Raw genomic sequence first — 18,295 nt, forward strand, 5'->3', positions numbered from 1 at the left:
CAGTCGTCTGCGCGGTCCGCCGTTTCGGCGGTTGCCCGTGCGCCCGACGCTGCGGCGCGTCCGCAGCCGGGCGGCGGGGCGGCGACGATGCTGCGCGCCGTGCCGAAGGCCGAGCCGGAGCTGCAATCCGAGCGCCGTATCGAGCCGGTCCCGGCCGAACCGCCGCCGGCGCCGAAGGTGCCGGTGGAAAGCCTGTCCGACATCGCCGATCTCTGCACGCAGAACCGCGATATCCGGTTGCGCGCCCTGTTGCGGGCGTTCGTGCGTCCGGTGCGCATCGAGGCCGGCCGGCTGGAGATCGGTCTGGCCGAGGACGCACCGAAATCGCTGGTGGCGGAATTGCAGCGTCGTCTGGAGGAATGGACCGGTGTGCGCTGGATGGTGATCCTGTCGCGCGACGCCGGCGGCCCGACGCTTGCCGAGGCGGAGGCGCAGGCGCAGCAGGAACGGGTCGCCGATGCCCGTCAGGACCCGGACGTCGCCGCGATCCTCCAGCGCTTTCCCGGCGCCCGCATTACCGACGTGCGCATAAAGCCGGCGGAGACGGAAGCCGACGAGGAGACGGCGGAAGTGGCCGCCGTCGCCGAATCCGCCGAGGGCGACATCCTGCCCGGCGACGATATCGAACACTGACGTTTTCAAACAGGAACAGGAGAGGCCGATGCGCGATATCATGGGCATGATGGGCAAGGTCAAGGAAATGCAGGCCAAGATGGAGAAGATGCAGGAGGAGATCGCGGCGCTTGAAGTCAGCGGCAGCTCCGGCGGAGGTCTTGTCTCGGTGACGCTCGACGGCAAGGGCAATCTCAAGGGCCTGAAGATCGATCCCTCGCTTTTCAAGGAAGACGATGTCGAAATCCTCGAGGACCTGATCGTCGCGGCCCACAAGGACGCCAAGGAGAAGGCCGAAGCCGAGGCCGCGGAGAAAACCCGGGCGCTGACCGCCGGGCTGCCGATTCCTCCCGGTTTCAAGCTGCCGTTCTGATCGGGCGACGGCCCGCTCGGCCCGCCGGCGCGGCGCGCGCCTTCGAGAGATAGATTCCGTTTGCCCGGCAGATGGGCTAGATAGCGGCAATGGCAAAACGAGTCACCGGCCCCGAAATCGAAAAACTCATCCAGTTGCTGGCGAAGGTGCCGGGCCTCGGGCCTCGTTCGGCGCGCCGCGCGGCGCTGCATCTCGTCAAGAAGAAGGACCAGTTGCTCGGGCCGCTCGCGGATGCGATGGGCGAGGCGCATCGCAAGGTGCGCATCTGCTCGTGCTGCGGCAATGTCGACACCAGCGATCCCTGCACCGTCTGCATGGATGTCCGCCGCGACCGGTCGGTCATCATCGTCGTCGAGGATGTCTCCGATCTCTGGGCGCTGGAGCGGGCCGGAGCGATGAACGCCGCCTATCACGTGCTGGGCGGAACGTTGTCGCCGCTCGACGGTATCGGACCGGACGATCTCAATATCCGCGGTCTCGTCGACCGGGTGGCGGAAGGCGGCGTGCGCGAACTGATCATCGCGGTCAACGCCACCGTCGAGGGCCAGACCACGGCGCATTACATCACCGATCAGCTTTCCGGCCTCGACGTCAGGATCACGCGGCTGGCGCATGGCGTGCCGGTGGGCGGCGAGCTTGATTATCTGGATGAAGGTACGCTGACGGCCGCATTGCGCGCCCGCACGGCGATCTGAGAAAGGGACCTGTGATGCTTCGATGGCTGCGGCGGTTCATCCCTTTCGCGCTCCTCCTCGCCGTGGCGCTTCCCGCTCAAGGCGCTTCCAGGCCCGAGGTGGAAAAGATGTTCCGGGCGTGGATCGAGACTGAACTCTGGCCAGCCGCCCGCAAAACCGGTGTCGGCGAGAAGACCTTCCGCGCCGCCATGGCGGGCGTGACGCTCAACTGGGATCTGCCCGATCTCGTTCCGCCGGGTTCCAGGCCGAAGGCGGAGCAGGCGCAGAGCCAGGCGGAATTCTCCTCTCCCGGCGCCTATTTCTCCGAAAAGCGGTTGCAGGGGCTGGCAGCGACCGGCCGGCGCCTTTTCAAGACCCATGCGGCGACGCTGCGCCGGATCGAACAGCGTTTCGGGGTTCCCGGCGAGATCGTCGTCGCCGTCTGGGGCCGTGAATCGGGTTTCGGCAGCGCGAAAATCCCCTATTCCGCCGTCGAGGTGCTGGCCACCAAGGCCTTCATGTCGACGCGCCGGGACCTGTTCCGCCGGGAACTGATCGCCGCGTTGCATATCGTCGACGGCGGCGACCGGACGGTAGAGCAGCTGAAGGGCTCCTGGGCGGGCGCGCTCGGTCAGCCGCAGTTCATGCCTACGAGTTTCCTGCAATACGCCGTCGATTTCGATGGCGACGGCCTGCGCGATATCTGGGGCTCGGTGCCCGACAGCCTGGCCTCGATCGCCAATTATCTGGCGCGCAAAGGCTGGAAGCCGGGGCGCGACTGGGGCTTTGAGGTGTCGATCCCGGCGGGTGTTTCCTGTGCGCAGGAGGGGCCGGATCGGGCCAGACCGGTTTCGGCCTGGGCCGCGCAAGGCATCGAACGGATTTCCGGCAAGGCGTTCCCGGCGGGCGAGGCCGGGGCTTCCGGCATGATGCTCGTGCCCGCCGGCACGCATGGGCCGGAATTCATCGTGACGCCGAACTTCTACGTGCTCAAGGAGTATAACAACTCCGATCTCTACGCGCTTTTCATCGGCAATCTCGCCGACCGTATCGCCTATGGCGCCGGACCGTTCCGGGGCCGTTGGGGCGATGTCGGCAAAATGCTGCGTTCGGATGTGCTCGCCATGCAGAAGGCGCTGGTGGCCGAGGGATACGACGTGGGCAAGGTCGACGGGCTGCCGGGTTTCAAGACGCGCCGCTCGCTCGGCGACTGGCAGGCAAAGAGCGGGCTTGCGCCGACCTGCTACCCCGACGCCTCCCTCAAGGCGCGGCTGCACTGAAACGGTTCCGGTAAAATCGGGCATCGGTCTGCCCCCCAACCACACACATAATTTCAGGGCAGGTCGACGGGTTGCTTGTAGCGTTCGTAGTCGCCGGGGATGATGGTCTGGCGCTCGATCATCCGGTGGACATGCGGTGCGTCGGGTCCCCGGTGCAGCTTGCGCAGCCGCTCGCTGTTTTCCGCATCCGCCTGGGTGCGCCGCCGGTTGTGCCGGACATATTCCACCCAGGTCGGCACCTGATAGGTTTCCGTCCAGACGGTGGGGTTCTCCAGATCGCGCATCAGCGCCCACTGGCCGGCTCCGTCGCGAATGCGGATGCGCCGCCGCTCGGTCATCGCCGTCAGGAACGCGGGAATATCCGCCTCGTCGATCTCGTAGTCGATGAGGATGACGATCGGGCCGCTGCGCGGCTTCAGGTCGAGCGGCAGGACCGGCTCGCTGAAGCGGTTGAGCGGCGCAAGGTCGAGGGAGCCGAGTTCGGGAAGCGCGTAACGAAGGCCGATCGCCGCACCGACGACCATTGTCGCGGCGGAGGCGAGAAGCGCGGTCTGCGCGCCATGGGCCTCCGCCGTCGCGCCCCAGATCCAGCTTCCTGCCGCAATGCCGCCGAAGGTTGCCGTCTGGTAGAGCGAGAGCGCCCGGGCGACGACCCAGCGCGGCGTCGAGAGCTGCACCGTGGTATTGAAGAGCGACAGCGCCAGCACCCAGGAGGCCCCGGCAAGGAGAAGGAAGAGGCCGGTCACCGCGGACAGGGAACTGACGGCTGCAACCACCGCGCTGACGGCGAAACTTGCGAAGGCGAGCCGGGTGATCGCCTCGACCGACAGGTGTTCGCGGATGCGGGTGTTCATCAGCGCGCCGCCGACGGCGCCAAGGCCGAAACAGCCGAGCAGGATACCGAAGGTGAGGGGGCCGCCGGCGACGAGATCGCGGGCGATCAGCGGCAGCAGCGACAGGATGGAGCTGGTGGAAAGCCCGAAGGCGAAACTGCGCAGGAGAACCTTGCCGATGTTCGGCGACATGAAGACATAGCGCAGCCCCGCCCGGACCGCGCGGCCGAAGTCCTCGCGCGGCAGCGTGCGGTCGTAGGCCGGCGGTCGCCAGCGGAACAGGGCGAAGATCAGCGCGAAATAGCTGACGGCGTTGACGGCGAAGGCCATGGCCGCGCCGCCTGCCGCGACGATGATCCCGCCGATTGCCGGCCCGACGCTGCGGGTGATGTTGAAGCCCATGCTGTTCAGCGAGACCGCGGACGGCAGGTCCTCGCGCGGCACCAGGTCGCCCACCGACGCCTGCCAGGCGGGGTTGTGCAGCGCGATGCCGCAGCCGATAAGGAAGGTGAAGGTCAAAAGCAGCCAGGGCGTGATCATCCCCTGCCAGGCGACGAGCGTCAGCAGGATGGAAACAACCAGCATGAAACATTGCGCTGTCAGCATCAGCCGGCGGCGGTCGAAATTGTCGGCAAGCGCGCCGGAAGCGACGGAAAACAGCATGATGGGCAGGGAGGTCGAGGCCTGCACCAGCGCCACCATATTGGCGGAGGTGGAGATCGAGGCCATCATCCAGGCCGCGCCGACCGCCTGGATCAGGCCGCCGAAATTGGAAGCAAGGCTGGCCAGCCATATCCGGCGGAAGGTTTCGTTTCCAAGGGGCGCTAGCGGGGATTTTCGGTCCGGCACGACGATGTCTCGCGGTTGTCGGGAGAGATGAAGGACTGCAATGTAGCTCCTGCGTCCGCCGGGGCAAGCGCCATCGGCGGTGCGCATGCGTGATCTTGCAATCGCGGCCGGACCGGTCTATATAGCGTGCAAATTCTTGATCGTCAGATGAAGAGTGGGCCCGCGAGGACCCGCTCTTTTTTATTGGCCCGGTCAGGTGCATGATAAACGGGCAATCCGGGGAGGGCAGCCATGTCCGATACGACCCAGACAGAAAATGCCGCCATCGAGCCACGGCTGATCGTCGAAACCGGCCTCGACCGGCGCGTCGCCGAAATCGTCGAGCCGGCGATTGAGCAGATCGGCTACCGGCTGGTGCGCGTGCGCATGCTGGCGCAGAACGGCGCGACGTTGCAGATCATGTGCGAGCGGCCGGACGGCACCATGACCGTGGAGGACTGCGAGCAGGTCTCCATGGCGGTCTCCCCGGTGCTCGACGTTGAGGATCCGATCGACAAGGCGTATCATCTTGAGGTGTCGTCGCCCGGTATCGATCGCCCGATGGTGCGGAAATCGGATTTCGCGCGCTGGGCCGGCCATCTCGTCAAGGGCGAGACATCCGTGCTGATCGACGGACGCAAGCGGTTTCGCGGCACGATCGTCGCGACGGATGCCGATGGCTTCACGATCGAACGGGACCAGCCCCCGGCGGGTGAGGATCCGCAGGCGGTGATCCCGTTTGCAGCGCTGGCCGAGGCCAAGCTCATCCTGACCGACGAGCTGATCCGCGACGCGCTGGCCGCCGACAGGAAGGCGCGGGCCGAAGCGGCCAACCAGAACGGCGAAGACGACGGCGACGAATAGATTTTGTGAATGCGTGTCGTCCCGGGGCCTCGGCCCCGACGCGGGCGGGGCGAAGGCGAGAGAACCGGAACGGCGGTGCCGTTCCAGGCGCCGGAGCAGGACTCCGGCCTGAACATGGAGACTGAGACAATGGCAGTCAGTGCGAACCGGCTGGAACTTCTGCAGATCGCGGATGCCGTAGCCCGAGAAAAGGTGATCGACCGCGAGATCGTGCTTGCGGCGATGGCCGACGCCATCCAGAAGGCGGCCCGCTCCCGTTACGGCTCGGAATCGAATATCCGCGCCGACATCAACTCCAAGACCGGTGAAATCCGTCTCCAGCGCCTGCTGGAGGTCGTCGAGCATGCCGAGGACTATTCCACCCAGATTCCGCTGGAACTGGCGCGCGACCGCAACCCGGACGCCAAGCTCGGCGACTTCATCGCCGATCCGCTGCCGCCGATGGACTTCGGCCGCATCGCCGCGCAGTCGGCCAAGCAGGTCATCGTGCAGAAGGTGCGCGAGGCCGAGCGTGACCGCCAGTTCGATGAATACAAGGATCGCATCGGCGAAATCGTCAACGGCACCGTCAAGCGCGTCGAATACGGCAATGTCATCGTCGATCTCGGCCGTGGCGAAGGGATCATCCGCCGCGACGAGATGATCCCGCGCGAAAACATGCGCTATGGCGACCGCGTCCGCTCCTTCGTCTATGACGTGCGCCGCGAGCAGCGCGGCCCGCAGATCTTCCTGTCGCGGACGCATCCGCAGTTCATGGTCAAGCTCTTCACCATGGAAGTTCCGGAAATCTACGACGGCATCATCCAGATCAAGTCGGTCGCCCGCGATCCGGGTTCGCGCGCCAAGATCGCCGTCATCTCGAACGATTCGTCGATCGATCCGGTCGGCGCCTGCGTCGGTATGCGCGGTTCGCGCGTTCAGGCCGTCGTCGGCGAGCTTCAGGGCGAGAAGATCGACATCATTCCGTGGAGCCAGGATCCGGCCTCCTTCATCGTCAACGCCCTTCAGCCGGCGGAAGTCGCCAAGGTCGTCCTCGACGAGGATGCCGAGCGCATCGAGGTGGTCGTTCCCGACGAGCAGCTGTCGCTGGCGATCGGCCGGCGCGGCCAGAACGTGCGGCTTGCCTCGCAGCTCACCGGCTGGGATATCGACATCCTGACGGAGGCCGAGGAATCCGAGCGCCGCCAGAAGGAATTCAACGAGCGCACCAACCTCTTCATGGACGCCCTCGACGTCGACGAGATGGTGGGGCAGGTCCTTGCGTCCGAAGGCTTTGCCGCCGTGGAGGAACTGGCCTATGTCGAACTCGACGAAATCTCCTCGATCGAAGGTTTCGACGAGGACACCGCCCAGGAAATCCAGACCCGCGCCCGCGAATATCTCGACCGCATCGAGGCTGAAATGGACGCCCGCCGCAAGGAGCTTGGCGTTTCCGACGATTTGCGTCAGATCGATGGCCTGACGGGCCAGATGCTCGTCGCTCTCGGCGAGGATGGCGTCAAGACGATGGAAGATTTCGCCGGCTGTGCGGTCGACGATCTGGTCGGCTGGAGCGAGCGCAAGGACGGCGAGACGAAGAAGTTCGAGGGTCTGTTCTCGAAGCTGGAGGTCTCCCGCGCCGAAGCCGAGGCGATGATCATGCAAGCCCGCCTGGCGGCCGGCTGGATCACGGAAGAAGAGCTTGCCGCCGATACCGAGGAAATCGTCGAGGGCGCCGAGCAGGACGCCTGAGGCGTCCCGGCGATCGATGATGGACAGGAAGGGCGAGGACGTGAACGATCGTCAGTGCATCGTGACCCGCGAGAGCGGTGATACGGACATGCTGATCCGTTTCGTCGCCGCTCCCGACGGCGGGGTCGTTGCCGATCTGAAGCGCCAGCTGCCCGGACGCGGCTGCTGGGTGAAGGCGGAGCGCGCCGCTGTCGACAAGGCGGTGGCGAAGAAGCTTTTCGCCCGCGCGCTGAAGGCCGGCGTGACGGTTTCTCCCGATCTCGGCGGGGAGGTGGACCGGCTGCTTTCCCTTCAGCTTGCCGGTATGATGAACATGGCGCGCAAGGCGGGCCAGTTCATCACCGGCGCGACCAAGGTCGACCAGGCGGTGCGGGCAATGGCGGCGCTTGCTGTCTTTCATGCGGCCGATGCCGCCCCCGACGGCGTGCGCAAGATCGACCAGGCGCGCAAGGCGATGAGCTTTGTGCGCGACGACGGAATGGAAATACCTTCCTTTCGCTGCTTCACGGAGGGCGAATTGGAGACGCTTTTGGGTCAGAATGCCTTTATTCATGCCGCAGCGCTTGCAGGGCAGGCGGGTGAAGGTGTAGTGAAGCGCGCAATCATGCTCGAAAAGTACCGGGGCGAGAGCCGGGTAGGAGCACCTGATGGCGCGGGCCAGCCAAACCGATGACGCGGTCACCGGCTTTTGGCCGGCCAAAGCCGCATTGGATGAACGCAATTGAACGACGGGGTCTGACACGTATCTGGCCCTGATCTTAGGAACGGAACGGAATGACCGACAACAATGACGACAAGACGATCAGCGTGGCGGGCAAGAAGACCCTGACCCTGAAGCCTTCGGGGGTACAGCAGGGGATGGTGCGCCAGGACATGGGTCGTGGCCGCACGAAGGCTGTCGTGGTCGAGACCCGCAAGCGCCGCATCAATCGTCCCGAGGACGAACGCGTGGCTCCGCCGGCCGCCGCTCCGGTCCAGCGTGCGCCCGAGCCGCCGCCGCAGCGCGTGCAGCCGCGCCCCGAGCAGAACCGCCCCCGCGTCGGTGTGGTGTTGAACCAGCTTTCGGCCGACGAGATCGAGGCGCGCCGTCGCGCGCTCGCCGAAGCGCAGATCCGCGACGCCGCCGAGGCGGAGCAGCGCGCCGAGGAGGAAGCGCGCCGCAAGGTCGAGGAAGAAGCCCGCCGCAAGGCCGAGGAAGAGGCTCGCATTCAGCGCGAGAAGGAAGAGGCCGAGCGCCTGGCGGCAGAGGCCGCCCGTCCCGCCGTGGTGGAAACACCGGCGGACCGTACCGCTGCGCCCGCTTCCGACGCCCGTCCGCAACCGGCCCGCACGCCGTCCGCCGCTCCCGTTGCCGGCCGTGGTCGTCGCGAGGGCGAGGAGGAAGAGGCTCGCCCGCGCTCCGGCGCTCCGGCAAACCGCGGCAAGGTCGTCCGCCCGGAAGCCGCCAAGACACCGGCCCGCCCCAAGGGCGACGAAGGCCGCCGCCAGGGCAAGCTGACGCTGACCACCGTGTCGAGCGACGACGACGGCGCGGTCCGTGGCCGTTCGCTTTCGGCGATGCGCCGCCGCCAGGAAAAGTTCAAGCGCTCGATGATGCAGGAGACCCGTGAGAAGATTTCGCGCGAGGTCGTCCTGCCGGAAACCATCACCATCCAGGAACTGTCGCAGCGCATGTCCGAACGGGCCGTCGACGTCATCAAGTATCTGATGAAGGAAGGCCAGATGATGAAGCCGGGCGACCTGATCGATGCCGATCTCGCCGAACTCATCGCCGGCGAATTCGGTCATACGGTCAAGCGGGTTTCGGAATCCGACGTCGAGGAAGGTATCTTCAACATCTCCGACGACGAGGGCGATCTGGAATCGCGTCCGCCGATCGTGACGATCATGGGCCACGTCGACCACGGCAAGACGTCGCTGCTCGACGCCATCCGCCACGCCAATGTGGCGTCCGGGGAAGCCGGCGGCATCACGCAGCATATCGGCGCCTATCAGGTGGAGCAGAACGGTAACAAGATCACGTTCATCGACACCCCCGGTCACGCCGCCTTCACCGCCATGCGCGCCCGTGGCGCGCAGGCGACGGACATCGCGATCCTGGTGGTCGCCGCCGACGACAGCGTCATGCCGCAGACGGTGGAATCCATCAACCACGCCAAGGCGGCCGGCGTGCCGATCATCGTGGCGATCAACAAGATCGACAAGCCGACGGCCGACCCGCAGAAGGTTCGCACCGAACTCCTCCAGCACGAGGTCTTCGTCGAATCCATGGGCGGCGAGACGCTAGACGTCGAGCTTTCCGCCAAGAACGGCACCAATATCGACAAGTTGCTCGAGGCGGTGCTGCTACAGGCGGAAATCCTCGATCTCAAGGCCAATTCGAACCGCACCGCCGAGGGCGTCGTCGTCGAGGCGGAACTCGATCGCGGCCGTGGCGCCGTTGCGACGATTCTCGTGCAGAAGGGCACGCTGACGCCCGGCCAGATCATCGTGGCCGGTGACCAGTGGGGCCGCGTGCGCGCGCTCGTCAACGACAAGGGCGAGCACGTCAAGGAAGCCGGTCCCTCGACGCCGGTCGAAGTGCTCGGGCTTTCCGGCACGCCGGCCGCCGGCGACAGGTTCGCCGTGGTCGAGAACGAAAGCCGCGCCCGCGAGATTTCGGAATATCGCCAGCGTCTCGCACGCGAGAAGCAGGTCGCCCGCCAGACCGGTTCGCGCGGCTCGCTCGAGCAGATGATGAACCAGCTCCAGACCTCCGGCCTCAAGGAGTTCCCGCTGGTCATCAAGGGCGACGTGCAGGGCTCGATCGAAGCGATCGCCGGCGCCCTCGAAAAGCTCGGCACCGACGAGGTGCGCGCCCGCATCGTCCATTCCGGCGCAGGCGGCATCACGGAGTCCGACATCTCGCTTGCGGAAGCCTCCAATGCCGCGATCATCGGCTTCAACGTCCGCGCCAACGTGCAGGCGCGCAGCCTGGCGGAGCGCGAGGGCATCGAGATCCGCTACTACAACATCATCTACGATCTGGTGGATGACGTGAAGGCGGCCATGTCCGGCCTGCTGTCGCCGGAACGCCGCGAGACCTTCCTCGGTTATGCCGAGATCCTCGAGGTGTTCAACATCACCAAGGTCGGCAAGGTCGCGGGTTGCCGCGTCACGGAAGGCAAGGTCGAGCGCGGTTCGGGCGTACGCCTCGTGCGCGACAACGTCGTCATCCACGAAGGCAAGCTCAAGACCCTCAAGCGCTTCAAGGACGAGGTCTCGGAAGTCAACGTCGGCCAGGAATGCGGCATGGCCTTCGAGAATTACGAGGACATCCGCGCGGGCGACCAGATCGAGTGCTTCCGCGTGGAGCACATCACCCGCACGCTTTAAGCATCCGGCGGACCAGGAAACGCGCGAGCGCCGGACCATTTCGGCGCTCGCGCTTTTTTGAAGGTAACGATTATGACCAGAGCCACATCCTCCGCCCCGTCACAGCGCATGTTGCGCGTGGGCGAGCAGGTTCGTGCGGCGATCACCCAGGTCCTGCAACGGGGCGAGGTGCGCGACGCGCTTCTTGAAAAGACCGTCGTCTCGATCTCGGAAGTCCGTATGTCGCCGGACCTGCGCCTTGCCACCGCCTATGTGACGCCGCTCGGCGTTGCCGATCACGCCGCGGTCATCGAGGCGCTGAACCGCAATGCGAAGTTCATTCGCGGCCGTCTCGGCCCGCAGCTTCGCCAGATGAAATACATGCCGGACGTCCGCTTCCGCGACGATACCAGCTTCGACAATTACAAGAAGATCGACGATCTTCTGCGCTCGCCGGAAGTGGCCCGCGACCTTTCCGCCGAAAACGGCGACGACGACAGATAATTCAGGATAACGATGTCCAAGCCCCGCAAACCCAAGGGCCGCCCGGTTTCCGGCTGGCTCATTCTCGACAAGCCTTTCGACTTCGGCTCGACGGAAGCCGTCGCCAAGATCAAGTGGCTGTTCAAGGCGCAGAAGGCCGGCCATGCCGGCACGCTGGATCCGCTCGCCTCCGGCATGCTGCCGATCGCGCTCGGCGATGCGACCAAGACCGTGCCCTACGTCATGGACGGCCGCAAGATCTACGAGTTCACGGTCACCTGGGGCGAGGAGCGCACGACGGACGACCTTGAGGGCGAGGTGACGCAAAGCGCGCAGACGCGCCCCGACGCCGACCGGATCGAGGCGATCCTCGGGGACTATACCGGCGTCATCCGGCAGGTGCCGCCGCAGTTCTCGGCGATCAAGATTGCAGGCGAGCGCGCCTACGACCTCGCCCGTGAGGGCGAGATCGTGGAAATCCCGTCCCGGGAGGTGGAAATCCATCGCCTGACGCTGATCGGATGCCCGGACGAAAACAGCGCGCAGTTCGAGGTCGAATGCGGCAAGGGCACCTATGTGCGCGCGCTTGCCCGCGATTTCGGCCGCCAGCTCGGTTGCTACGGATATGTCTCGGCGTTGCGGCGCACCTTCGTCGCGCCGTTCGGGGAAGATGAGATGGTGCCGCTTGCGGATCTGGTGGCGCTGGAGAAGATCGAGGACGAGGCGGAACGGCTGGCCGCGCTCGACGCGCTGCTGATCGACACCGGAGAGGCGCTTTCCGATTTGCCGCAAATCGTCATCAACGACGACCAGGCGCACCGGCTGCGCATGGGCAATCCGATCCTGCTGCGCGGCCGCGATGCGCCGGTTTCAGCGGATGAAGCCTATGCGACCGCGCGGGGCAAGCTGGTGGCGATCGGCGAGGTCGGCGGCGGCGAGTTCCGGCCCAAGCGGGTTTTCGCCGGTTGACGCTTTCTGCCGGAACCATCCGGCATGGACTTGATTTCACCCCCGGCGGCAGGTTTTATTGTCCGCCGCATGGGGGCGGGTGATAGGGCGGGAGGTGAAAGGAATGGCCGTTGATGGTTGTCGGACGCGATCAGCCCACCTCCGCCGCTGCGATGGATGATGAGGCAGGGCGCGGGGCGACCCGCCGGATGCGCCATCCCGTGGCGCTCTATCTGGTCTGCCTGATCCTGGTGGTTGTCGTCCCGGCCTTCCTGTTTTCCTTCGTGATTCTCTACCGGACGAACGAAGCGCAGGAGCGTATCTTCGAATCGCTGCTGCGCACCTCGACCAGCGCCGTGAATCGCGCCGTCGAGCGCGAAATCTCCGGGATGTTCGCGACGCTGAATTTCCTGTCCACCTCGGAAAGCCTCACCAACGGCGACTTCAAGGCGCTGCATGGCCAGGCGCTGAAGGCGCTGGAAGGCACGGATATCCATTTCGTCGTCATCGACGACCATATGCGGCAACTGCTGAACACGCGCGTTCCCTACGGCGCCCCGCTCCTGACCATGTCCGATCCGCAATCGGCAAATCTGGCCCTGTCGCGGGAGGAGCGCATGGTGTCGGGCCTGTTCTTCGGCCGGACGGCGCAGGAGTGGGTCTTCAACGTCTATCAGCCGCTGCGCCTGCCCGATGGCCGGCGCTTGCTGCTCGCCCTCAACAAGAGCGCGCAGGCCCTGCGTCGCGCCGTCAATCCCGATATCCTGTCGCCGGGCTGGAATGCTGCGGTGCTGGATGCCGGCGGCCTCGTGGTGGTCTCCAGCGACAAGGAACAGAAGACCGGAGAACCTTTCTTTCTCAAGGTGGTTCCGTCCTTCCACGTCGGGGCCAGCACGGCCCGCTATGACGGCGTCGACTATCAGGTTGTAGTCGAATTCTCGTCGCTTGCCGGCTGGCGGATGATCGCCTGGGCCAAGGCCTCCGATGTGCAGGCGCCGGCCAAGGCCTCGTTCCTGTGGTTGACGATCGGCGGCGCGCTCTTTGCGCTGCTCGCCGCCGCCACCGCCTTCGGCATCGCTCGGGTGTTGTCGCGCGACGTCCGCCTGCTGGCCTTCGATGCCCGCCAATTGGGGCGCGGCGAACGCGTCCCGTCGCGCCGCTACGTCATTTCCGAGCTGGAGACCGTGTCGCGGGCCCTGTCGGAAGCCGCCGATGACCGGGTCAAGGCCGAAACCAATGTCCGCTTCCTGATGCGCGAGGTCGCTCACCGGTCGAAAAACCAGCTCAGCGTCATCCAGGCGATGCTGAACCAGTCGGCGGCGGGAGCGGAGAGCGCGGCCGACTTCGCAGAGGCTTTCCGCAAGCGCGTGGCAGGGCTTGCCCGTTCGACCGACCTGATGATCGCCAATGCGACCCAGGGCGTCAATCTGGCGGAGCTTGCGCGTAACCAGCTGAAGCCTTTCACGCCGGATGACGCCAGCCGCGTGCGCATCTCCGGTCCGGTCGTGCTGCTCGATCCGCAGCCCTCGCAAACGCTCGGCATGGCGTTGCACGAACTGTCGACCAACGCCACCAAATACGGCGCGCTTGCCAATGAGACCGGCGCCGTTTCCCTGACCTGGACGCTGTCGCAGGACGACCTGCATTTCATCTGGCGCGAGAGCCGGGCGGAAATCGACCGGCAGGCGCTTGCCGAAAACCGCAAGGGCTTCGGAAGCGTCGTCCTCGAACGGATGCTGGGCATGGTTCTGGACGCCCGGCTGGTGCAGATCGTCCATGACGACGGCATCGAATGGCGCGTGACGATCCCGCTTGCGCGCCTGCGGGGCGCCGAGGAGCAGGACGAAGAGGAAGACGGAGAGGAAACGCGGCCCGGGGCGTGAAGTGCGCCCTGTCCGGCGATAGTCCGGAGGCATCCGGCCTGCGGACGTCGCGGGGCGCATGAATTACGCCTTTCCTTTCTGCCGGCTTTGGTTTATAGGCACCGCCAGCAACGCAGGGTATGAACTGCTTGCCATCAAGGCCATCGCTGGACGACATCCCGGCTTTTGGCGACCTTGTTCTCCATTCATGAAAGGACACGCGATGTCGATCACTGCCGAGCGCAAGACTGCTCTCATCAAGGAATATGCCACGAAGGAAGGCGACACCGGTTCTCCGGAAGTTCAGGTCGCGATCCTCACCGAGCGGATCAATAACCTGACCGAGCACTTCAAGGGCCACAAGAAGGACAATCACTCCCGTCGCGGTCTTCTGGCTCTGGTTTCCAGCCGCCGTTCGCTTCTTGATTATCTCAAGAAGAAGGAAGAAGCCCGCTACACGAAGCTGATTGCAGCTCTGGGCCTTCGCCGCTAACAGTTTTCCGGCGGGCGCTCCCAGGGGCGCCCGCCGATTTTGCAACGGAACGACCGTTCCGTCCCGCCTTTCGCTTGCCGGTCGGACCGATAAGCGAAGCGGATTTTCCAGCAGGCCGGAAGAGCCGGTCCTGCGGAGCCAACCGTTGGCCTGTCATGGGGCAGGATTGCAGGATGCTTCCGGCGGCCCGCGCCGTCTCTTTTTTCGCCGAAGCCTCCCGTTGTCTTGCCCATGATGCGTCACGAATGCGGACGGGACGCCCGCGCCTTGCCAGGCCGCGCCGCGCCGATCCGCCAAAAAGGACAAGACATGTTCAATACCCATACGGTTGAAATCGAATGGGCGGGCCGTCCGCTCAAGCTCGAAACCGGCAAGGTCGCCCGTCAGGCTGATGGCGCGGTTCTCGCCACCTACGGCGAGACCGTCGTTCTCGCCACCGTCGTTTCGGCGAAATCGCCGAAGCCGGGACAGGATTTCTTCCCCCTCACCGTCAACTACCAGGAAAAGACCTATGCCGCCGGCAAGATCCCGGGGGGCTACTTCAAGCGCGAAGGCCGCCCGAGCGAGAACGAGACGCTGGTTTCCCGCCTGATCGACCGGCCGATCCGCCCTCTTTTCCCGGAAGGCTACAAGAACGACACGCAGGTCGTCATCACCGTCATTCAGCATGACCTCGAAAACAACCCCGATGTCCTGTCGCTGGTCGCCGCCTCGGCAGCACTGACGCTTTCCGGCATCCCCTTCATGGGACCGGTCGGCGGCGCGCGCGTCGGTTACATCAATGGCGAATACGTCCTCAATCCGCATCTGGACGAGATGGATGAAACGAGCCTCGACCTCATCGTCGCCGGCACGCAGGAAGCGGTGCTGATGGTTGAATCCGAGGCGAAGGAGCTTGCCGAGGACATCATGCTCGGCGCCGTCATGTTCGGCCAGAAGGGTTTCCAGCCGGTCATCGACGCGATCATCAAGCTTGCCGAAGTCGCCGCCAAGGAGCCGCGCGAATTCGAGCCGGAGAACTATTCCGCGCTTGAGAACGCCATGCTTGCGCTTGCCGAGGACGAGCTTCGCAACGCCTACAAGATCACCCAGAAGGCTGAACGTTATGCCGCCGTCGACGCCGTCAAGGCGAAGGTCAAGGCGCATTTCCTGCCGGAAGGCGTCGAAAATCCGGACTATACGGCCGAGGAAATCGGCGCGGTCTTCAAGCACCTGCAAGCCAAGATCGTCCGCTGGAACATTCTCGACACCAAGAGCCGCATCGACGGCCGCGATCTCGAAACCGTCCGCACGATCGTCGCCGAAGTCGGCCTCCTGCCGCGCACGCACGGTTCGGCGCTCTTCACCCGCGGCGAGACGCAGGCCATCGTCGTCGCCACCCTCGGCACGGGCGAGGACGAGCAATATGTCGACAGCCTGACCGGCATGTACAAGGAGCGCTTCATGCTCCATTACAACTTCCCGCCCTATTCGGTCGGTGAAACGGGCCGCATGGGCTCTCCGGGCCGTCGCGAGATCGGCCACGGCAAGCTCGCTTGGCGCGCCATCCGCCCGATGCTGCCGTCCGCCGAGCAGTTCCCCTACACGCTGCGCGTCGTCTCGGAGATCACCGAGTCGAACGGCTCGTCCTCCATGGCGACCGTTTGCGGTACGTCGCTCGCCCTCATGGATGCCGGCGTTCCGCTGGCCAAGCCCGTTGCCGGCATCGCCATGGGCCTGATCAAGGAAGACGAGCGCTTCGCCGTCCTGTCCGACATCCTCGGTGACGAAGATCACCTCGGCGATATGGACTTCAAGGTCGCGGGTACGGAAACCGGCATCACCTCGCTCCAGATGGACATCAAGATCGACGGTATCACCGAAGAGATCATGAAGGTCGCCCTGAACCAGGCGAAGGGCGGCCGTCTGCACATCCTCGGTGAGATGGCCAAGGCCATCACCGAAGGCCGTTCGGAACTCGGCGAATTCGCCCCGCGCATCGAAGTGATGAACATTCCGGTCGACAAGATCCGCGAAGTCATCGGCACGGGCGGCAAGATCATTCGCGAGATCGTCGAAAAGACCGGCGCCAAGATCAACATCGAGGACGACGGCACGATCAAGATCGCCTCTTCCTCGGGCAAGGAGATCGAAGCCGCGCGCAAGTGGATCCACTCGATCGTCGCGGAGCCGGAAGTCGGCCAGATCTACGAGGGAACGGTCGTCAAGACCGCCGATTTCGGCGCCTTCGTCAACTTCTTCGGCCCGCGTGACGGCCTCGTCCATATCTCGCAGCTTGCCCAGGAGCGCGTCGCCAAGACCTCCGACGTCGTCAAGGAAGGCGACAAGGTCTGGGTCAAGCTGATGGGCTTCGACGAGCGCGGCAAGGTCCGCCTGTCCATGAAGGTCGTCGATCAGGCGACCGGCCAGGAGATCACTGCCGAGAAGAAGAACGACGGCGAAGCCGCCGAATAAGTCGTGCCTGATGGAATTGAAGGGGCGCGGAGCGGCAAGTTCCGCGCCCTTTTTCCTTGATCGCCACCCGGAAACCGACGATGACCCGTGACGCCCTGAAGACCTTGTTCCATCCTTTCGCCACCGGCACGCTGGCCCTGCCCGGCGCGGAGCAACGCTATCTCTTTCTCGGGGCCGAGGCTGGCCAGCGCCCTCCGGCCGGCTTTGAGGCCGCCATCGATGCCGTGCAGCCGCTGCGCCCGCTCTACCGCGCGCTGGAGGCTGCACGCGTTGCCGTGACGCCCCTGATCGAAGGAGACGATTACGACGGCGCGCTCGTGCTTTTGAACAAGCATCGGGGGGAAAATGAAAACCGCCTCGCCGAGGCTTTGCGCCGCGTGCGCACGGGCGGCCTGATCGTGATCGCCGGCGGCAAGGAGGATGGCGTCCAGTCGCTGAGAAAACGTCTGGATCAGCTCGGCCTGTCCGGCGATTCCATGCCGAAATATCATGGCCTCGCTCTCTGGTTCGCCCGCCCGGAGGATCCGTCGGCGGCGATCGACAAGCTGGCGGCCGCGCCGGTGCGCATCGCCAACAGCTTTATCGCAGCGCCCGGCATGTTCTCCCACGACCGGATCGATGAGGGCTCGGAATTGCTCGCGACCCGCATTCCGGAGGACTTTCACGGCCACGCCGCCGATTTCGGCGCGGGCTGGGGCTATCTTGCGGCCACCCTCGGCGGCCGTGCGCCCCAGGCCAAGGGGATCGATCTTTTCGAAGCCCATTACGAGGCACTGGAAGCCGCCCGGCAGAACATGGCGGTAAACTGCCCGAACGTGCCGGCGCGCTATTACTGGATGGACCTGACCGCGGAGACGCCGCGCGATCATTACGACCTCATCGTCATGAACCCGCCCTTTCACGAGGGCCATGCGGTCGATCACGGCCTCGGTGCGGCGATGATCCGCATGGCGGCGAAGTCGCTGAAGGCGGGCGGACGCCTCCTGATGGTCGCCAATCGCGGCCTGCCCTACGAGCCGGTGCTGAAGGAAGCCTTCAAGGAAAGCGGAGAGACCTGCCGGAACGCACGCTTCAAGGTGCTCTGGGGCAAGCGCTGAAGCGCCTGCGACACGCTTCGCCGCCGGCAAGACTTGTTTTTTCCGCAAAGAGGGGCATCATTCCCGAACCCGTTCCGTTCAGGAGACCTGCCATGGCTTTTGGACCCGCAAGACCGCCGATGATGGAAGATGTGGCGGAAGTGATCGCGAAGGAAGTGAAGGAAGGGGAGGGGCACAGGCCGACCTCCGAGGTGCCGCTTGCCTTCCTGCGAAAAGCAGGCGGCGACAAGCCGCTCGAAATGAACGCCCGCGTGCGGATGTTCCTGATCGCCGCCGCTGCGGCCGTGGCGGTGCTCTTCATCCTGCTGGCGCTGCTTTAGAACCCTTTCAGCTGACAGGCTCAGCGGTTTTGCGCCCGGAATCGATCTGGGATATTCTTCCGCTCTTCTCCCGCAAACGGGCTTGAGGA

At 65.1% G+C, this 18,295-nt stretch carries 15 protein-coding genes and 1 pseudogene; 15 read left to right on the forward strand and 1 reads right to left on the reverse strand.

All coding sequences use genetic code 11. From position 1 onward, the window contains the following. The 4 genes and pseudogenes from KYK29_RS17585 to KYK29_RS17600 all read left to right on the forward strand — a co-directional run. Window positions 1–633: pseudogene (locus KYK29_RS17585) on the forward strand (DNA polymerase III subunit gamma/tau); the annotation flags it as partial. A gap of 28 nt (window positions 634–661) precedes the next feature. Next, on the forward strand, window positions 662–985 hold the full coding sequence (locus KYK29_RS17590; protein ID WP_254692197.1) for a YbaB/EbfC family nucleoid-associated protein: 324 nt from the start codon (window positions 662–664) through the stop codon (window positions 983–985). Between the two features lie 89 nt (window positions 986–1,074). Beyond that, window positions 1,075–1,680, forward strand: a complete 606-nt coding sequence (gene recR, locus KYK29_RS17595; RefSeq protein ID WP_254692198.1) for a recombination mediator RecR — start codon at window positions 1,075–1,077, stop codon at window positions 1,678–1,680. Between the two features lie 14 nt (window positions 1,681–1,694). Next, complete coding sequence (locus KYK29_RS17600; RefSeq protein WP_254692199.1) at window positions 1,695–2,939, forward strand: lytic murein transglycosylase; 1,245 nt, start codon at window positions 1,695–1,697, stop codon at window positions 2,937–2,939. Window positions 2,940–2,992: 53 nt separating this feature from the next. Here KYK29_RS17600 and KYK29_RS17605 read toward each other — a convergent pair whose 3' ends face one another. Further along, window positions 2,993–4,621, reverse strand: a complete 1,629-nt coding sequence (locus KYK29_RS17605) for an MFS transporter (RefSeq protein WP_254692349.1) — start codon at window positions 4,619–4,621, stop codon at window positions 2,993–2,995. A 231-nt stretch (window positions 4,622–4,852) separates the two neighbouring features. On the opposite strand from KYK29_RS17605, the gene rimP reads away from it, so the two are divergent. The 11 genes from rimP to KYK29_RS17660 all read left to right on the forward strand — a co-directional run bounded on the left by rimP (window position 4,853) and on the right by KYK29_RS17660 (window position 18,206). Then, entirely contained in the window at window positions 4,853–5,464 is a 612-nt protein-coding gene (gene rimP, locus KYK29_RS17610; protein WP_254692200.1) for a ribosome maturation factor RimP, read from the forward strand. A gap of 129 nt (window positions 5,465–5,593) precedes the next feature. Then, on the forward strand, window positions 5,594–7,195 hold the full coding sequence (nusA, locus tag KYK29_RS17615) for a transcription termination factor NusA (RefSeq protein WP_254692201.1): 1,602 nt from the start codon (window positions 5,594–5,596) through the stop codon (window positions 7,193–7,195). Window positions 7,196–7,211: 16 nt separating this feature from the next. After that, a complete protein-coding gene (locus KYK29_RS17620) occupies window positions 7,212–7,868 on the forward strand; it encodes an RNA-binding protein (RefSeq protein ID WP_254692202.1) in 657 nt (218 codons plus the stop codon). Between the two features lie 101 nt (window positions 7,869–7,969). After that, window positions 7,970–10,570 (forward strand): translation initiation factor IF-2, encoded by a 2,601-nt coding sequence (infB, locus tag KYK29_RS17625; protein WP_254692203.1) that lies wholly within the window; start codon window positions 7,970–7,972, stop codon window positions 10,568–10,570. A 72-nt stretch (window positions 10,571–10,642) separates the two neighbouring features. Further along, a complete protein-coding gene (rbfA, locus tag KYK29_RS17630; protein WP_254692204.1) occupies window positions 10,643–11,053 on the forward strand; it encodes a 30S ribosome-binding factor RbfA in 411 nt (136 codons plus the stop codon). A 12-nt stretch (window positions 11,054–11,065) separates the two neighbouring features. Further along, window positions 11,066–12,001: a tRNA pseudouridine(55) synthase TruB gene (truB, locus tag KYK29_RS17635; RefSeq protein ID WP_254692205.1), complete on the forward strand. Its 936-nt coding sequence runs from the start codon at window positions 11,066–11,068 to the stop codon at window positions 11,999–12,001. Between the two features lie 113 nt (window positions 12,002–12,114). Then, window positions 12,115–13,863, forward strand: a complete 1,749-nt coding sequence (locus tag KYK29_RS17640) for a sensor histidine kinase (protein ID WP_254692206.1) — start codon at window positions 12,115–12,117, stop codon at window positions 13,861–13,863. 202 nt (window positions 13,864–14,065) lie between these two features. Then, window positions 14,066–14,335: a 30S ribosomal protein S15 gene (gene rpsO / locus KYK29_RS17645; protein WP_254692350.1), complete on the forward strand. Its 270-nt coding sequence runs from the start codon at window positions 14,066–14,068 to the stop codon at window positions 14,333–14,335. 309 nt (window positions 14,336–14,644) lie between these two features. After that, a complete protein-coding gene (gene pnp, locus KYK29_RS17650; protein ID WP_254692207.1) occupies window positions 14,645–16,789 on the forward strand; it encodes a polyribonucleotide nucleotidyltransferase in 2,145 nt (714 codons plus the stop codon). 80 nt (window positions 16,790–16,869) lie between these two features. Then, a complete protein-coding gene (locus KYK29_RS17655) occupies window positions 16,870–17,886 on the forward strand; it encodes a class I SAM-dependent methyltransferase (RefSeq protein ID WP_254692208.1) in 1,017 nt (338 codons plus the stop codon). A gap of 92 nt (window positions 17,887–17,978) precedes the next feature. Continuing rightward, window positions 17,979–18,206 (forward strand): hypothetical protein, encoded by a 228-nt coding sequence (locus KYK29_RS17660; RefSeq protein WP_254692209.1) that lies wholly within the window; start codon window positions 17,979–17,981, stop codon window positions 18,204–18,206. Window positions 18,207–18,295 lie beyond the last annotated feature (89 nt).

The sequence above is a fragment of the Shinella daejeonensis genome, assembly GCF_024281235.1.
In the GTDB taxonomy this organism is placed as follows: domain Bacteria; phylum Pseudomonadota; class Alphaproteobacteria; order Rhizobiales; family Rhizobiaceae; genus Shinella; species Shinella daejeonensis.

Coding starts and splice junctions, on each gene's coding strand:
- truB (WP_254692205.1), top strand. CDS start 11,066: ATGTCCAAGCCCCGCAAACCCAAGGGCCGCCCGGTTTCCGGCTGGCTC.
- rimP (WP_254692200.1), top strand. CDS start 4,853: ATGTCCGATACGACCCAGACAGAAAATGCCGCCATCGAGCCACGGCTG.
- KYK29_RS17640 (WP_254692206.1), top strand. CDS start 12,115: ATGGTTGTCGGACGCGATCAGCCCACCTCCGCCGCTGCGATGGATGAT.
- infB (WP_254692203.1), top strand. CDS start 7,970: ATGACCGACAACAATGACGACAAGACGATCAGCGTGGCGGGCAAGAAG.
- pnp (WP_254692207.1), top strand. CDS start 14,645: ATGTTCAATACCCATACGGTTGAAATCGAATGGGCGGGCCGTCCGCTC.
- recR (WP_254692198.1), top strand. CDS start 1,075: ATGGCAAAACGAGTCACCGGCCCCGAAATCGAAAAACTCATCCAGTTG.
- KYK29_RS17660 (WP_254692209.1), top strand. CDS start 17,979: ATGGCTTTTGGACCCGCAAGACCGCCGATGATGGAAGATGTGGCGGAA.
- KYK29_RS17655 (WP_254692208.1), top strand. CDS start 16,870: ATGACCCGTGACGCCCTGAAGACCTTGTTCCATCCTTTCGCCACCGGC.
- KYK29_RS17590 (WP_254692197.1), top strand. CDS start 662: ATGCGCGATATCATGGGCATGATGGGCAAGGTCAAGGAAATGCAGGCC.
- KYK29_RS17620 (WP_254692202.1), top strand. CDS start 7,212: ATGATGGACAGGAAGGGCGAGGACGTGAACGATCGTCAGTGCATCGTG.
- KYK29_RS17600 (WP_254692199.1), top strand. CDS start 1,695: ATGCTTCGATGGCTGCGGCGGTTCATCCCTTTCGCGCTCCTCCTCGCC.
- rbfA (WP_254692204.1), top strand. CDS start 10,643: ATGACCAGAGCCACATCCTCCGCCCCGTCACAGCGCATGTTGCGCGTG.
- nusA (WP_254692201.1), top strand. CDS start 5,594: ATGGCAGTCAGTGCGAACCGGCTGGAACTTCTGCAGATCGCGGATGCC.
- rpsO (WP_254692350.1), top strand. CDS start 14,066: ATGTCGATCACTGCCGAGCGCAAGACTGCTCTCATCAAGGAATATGCC.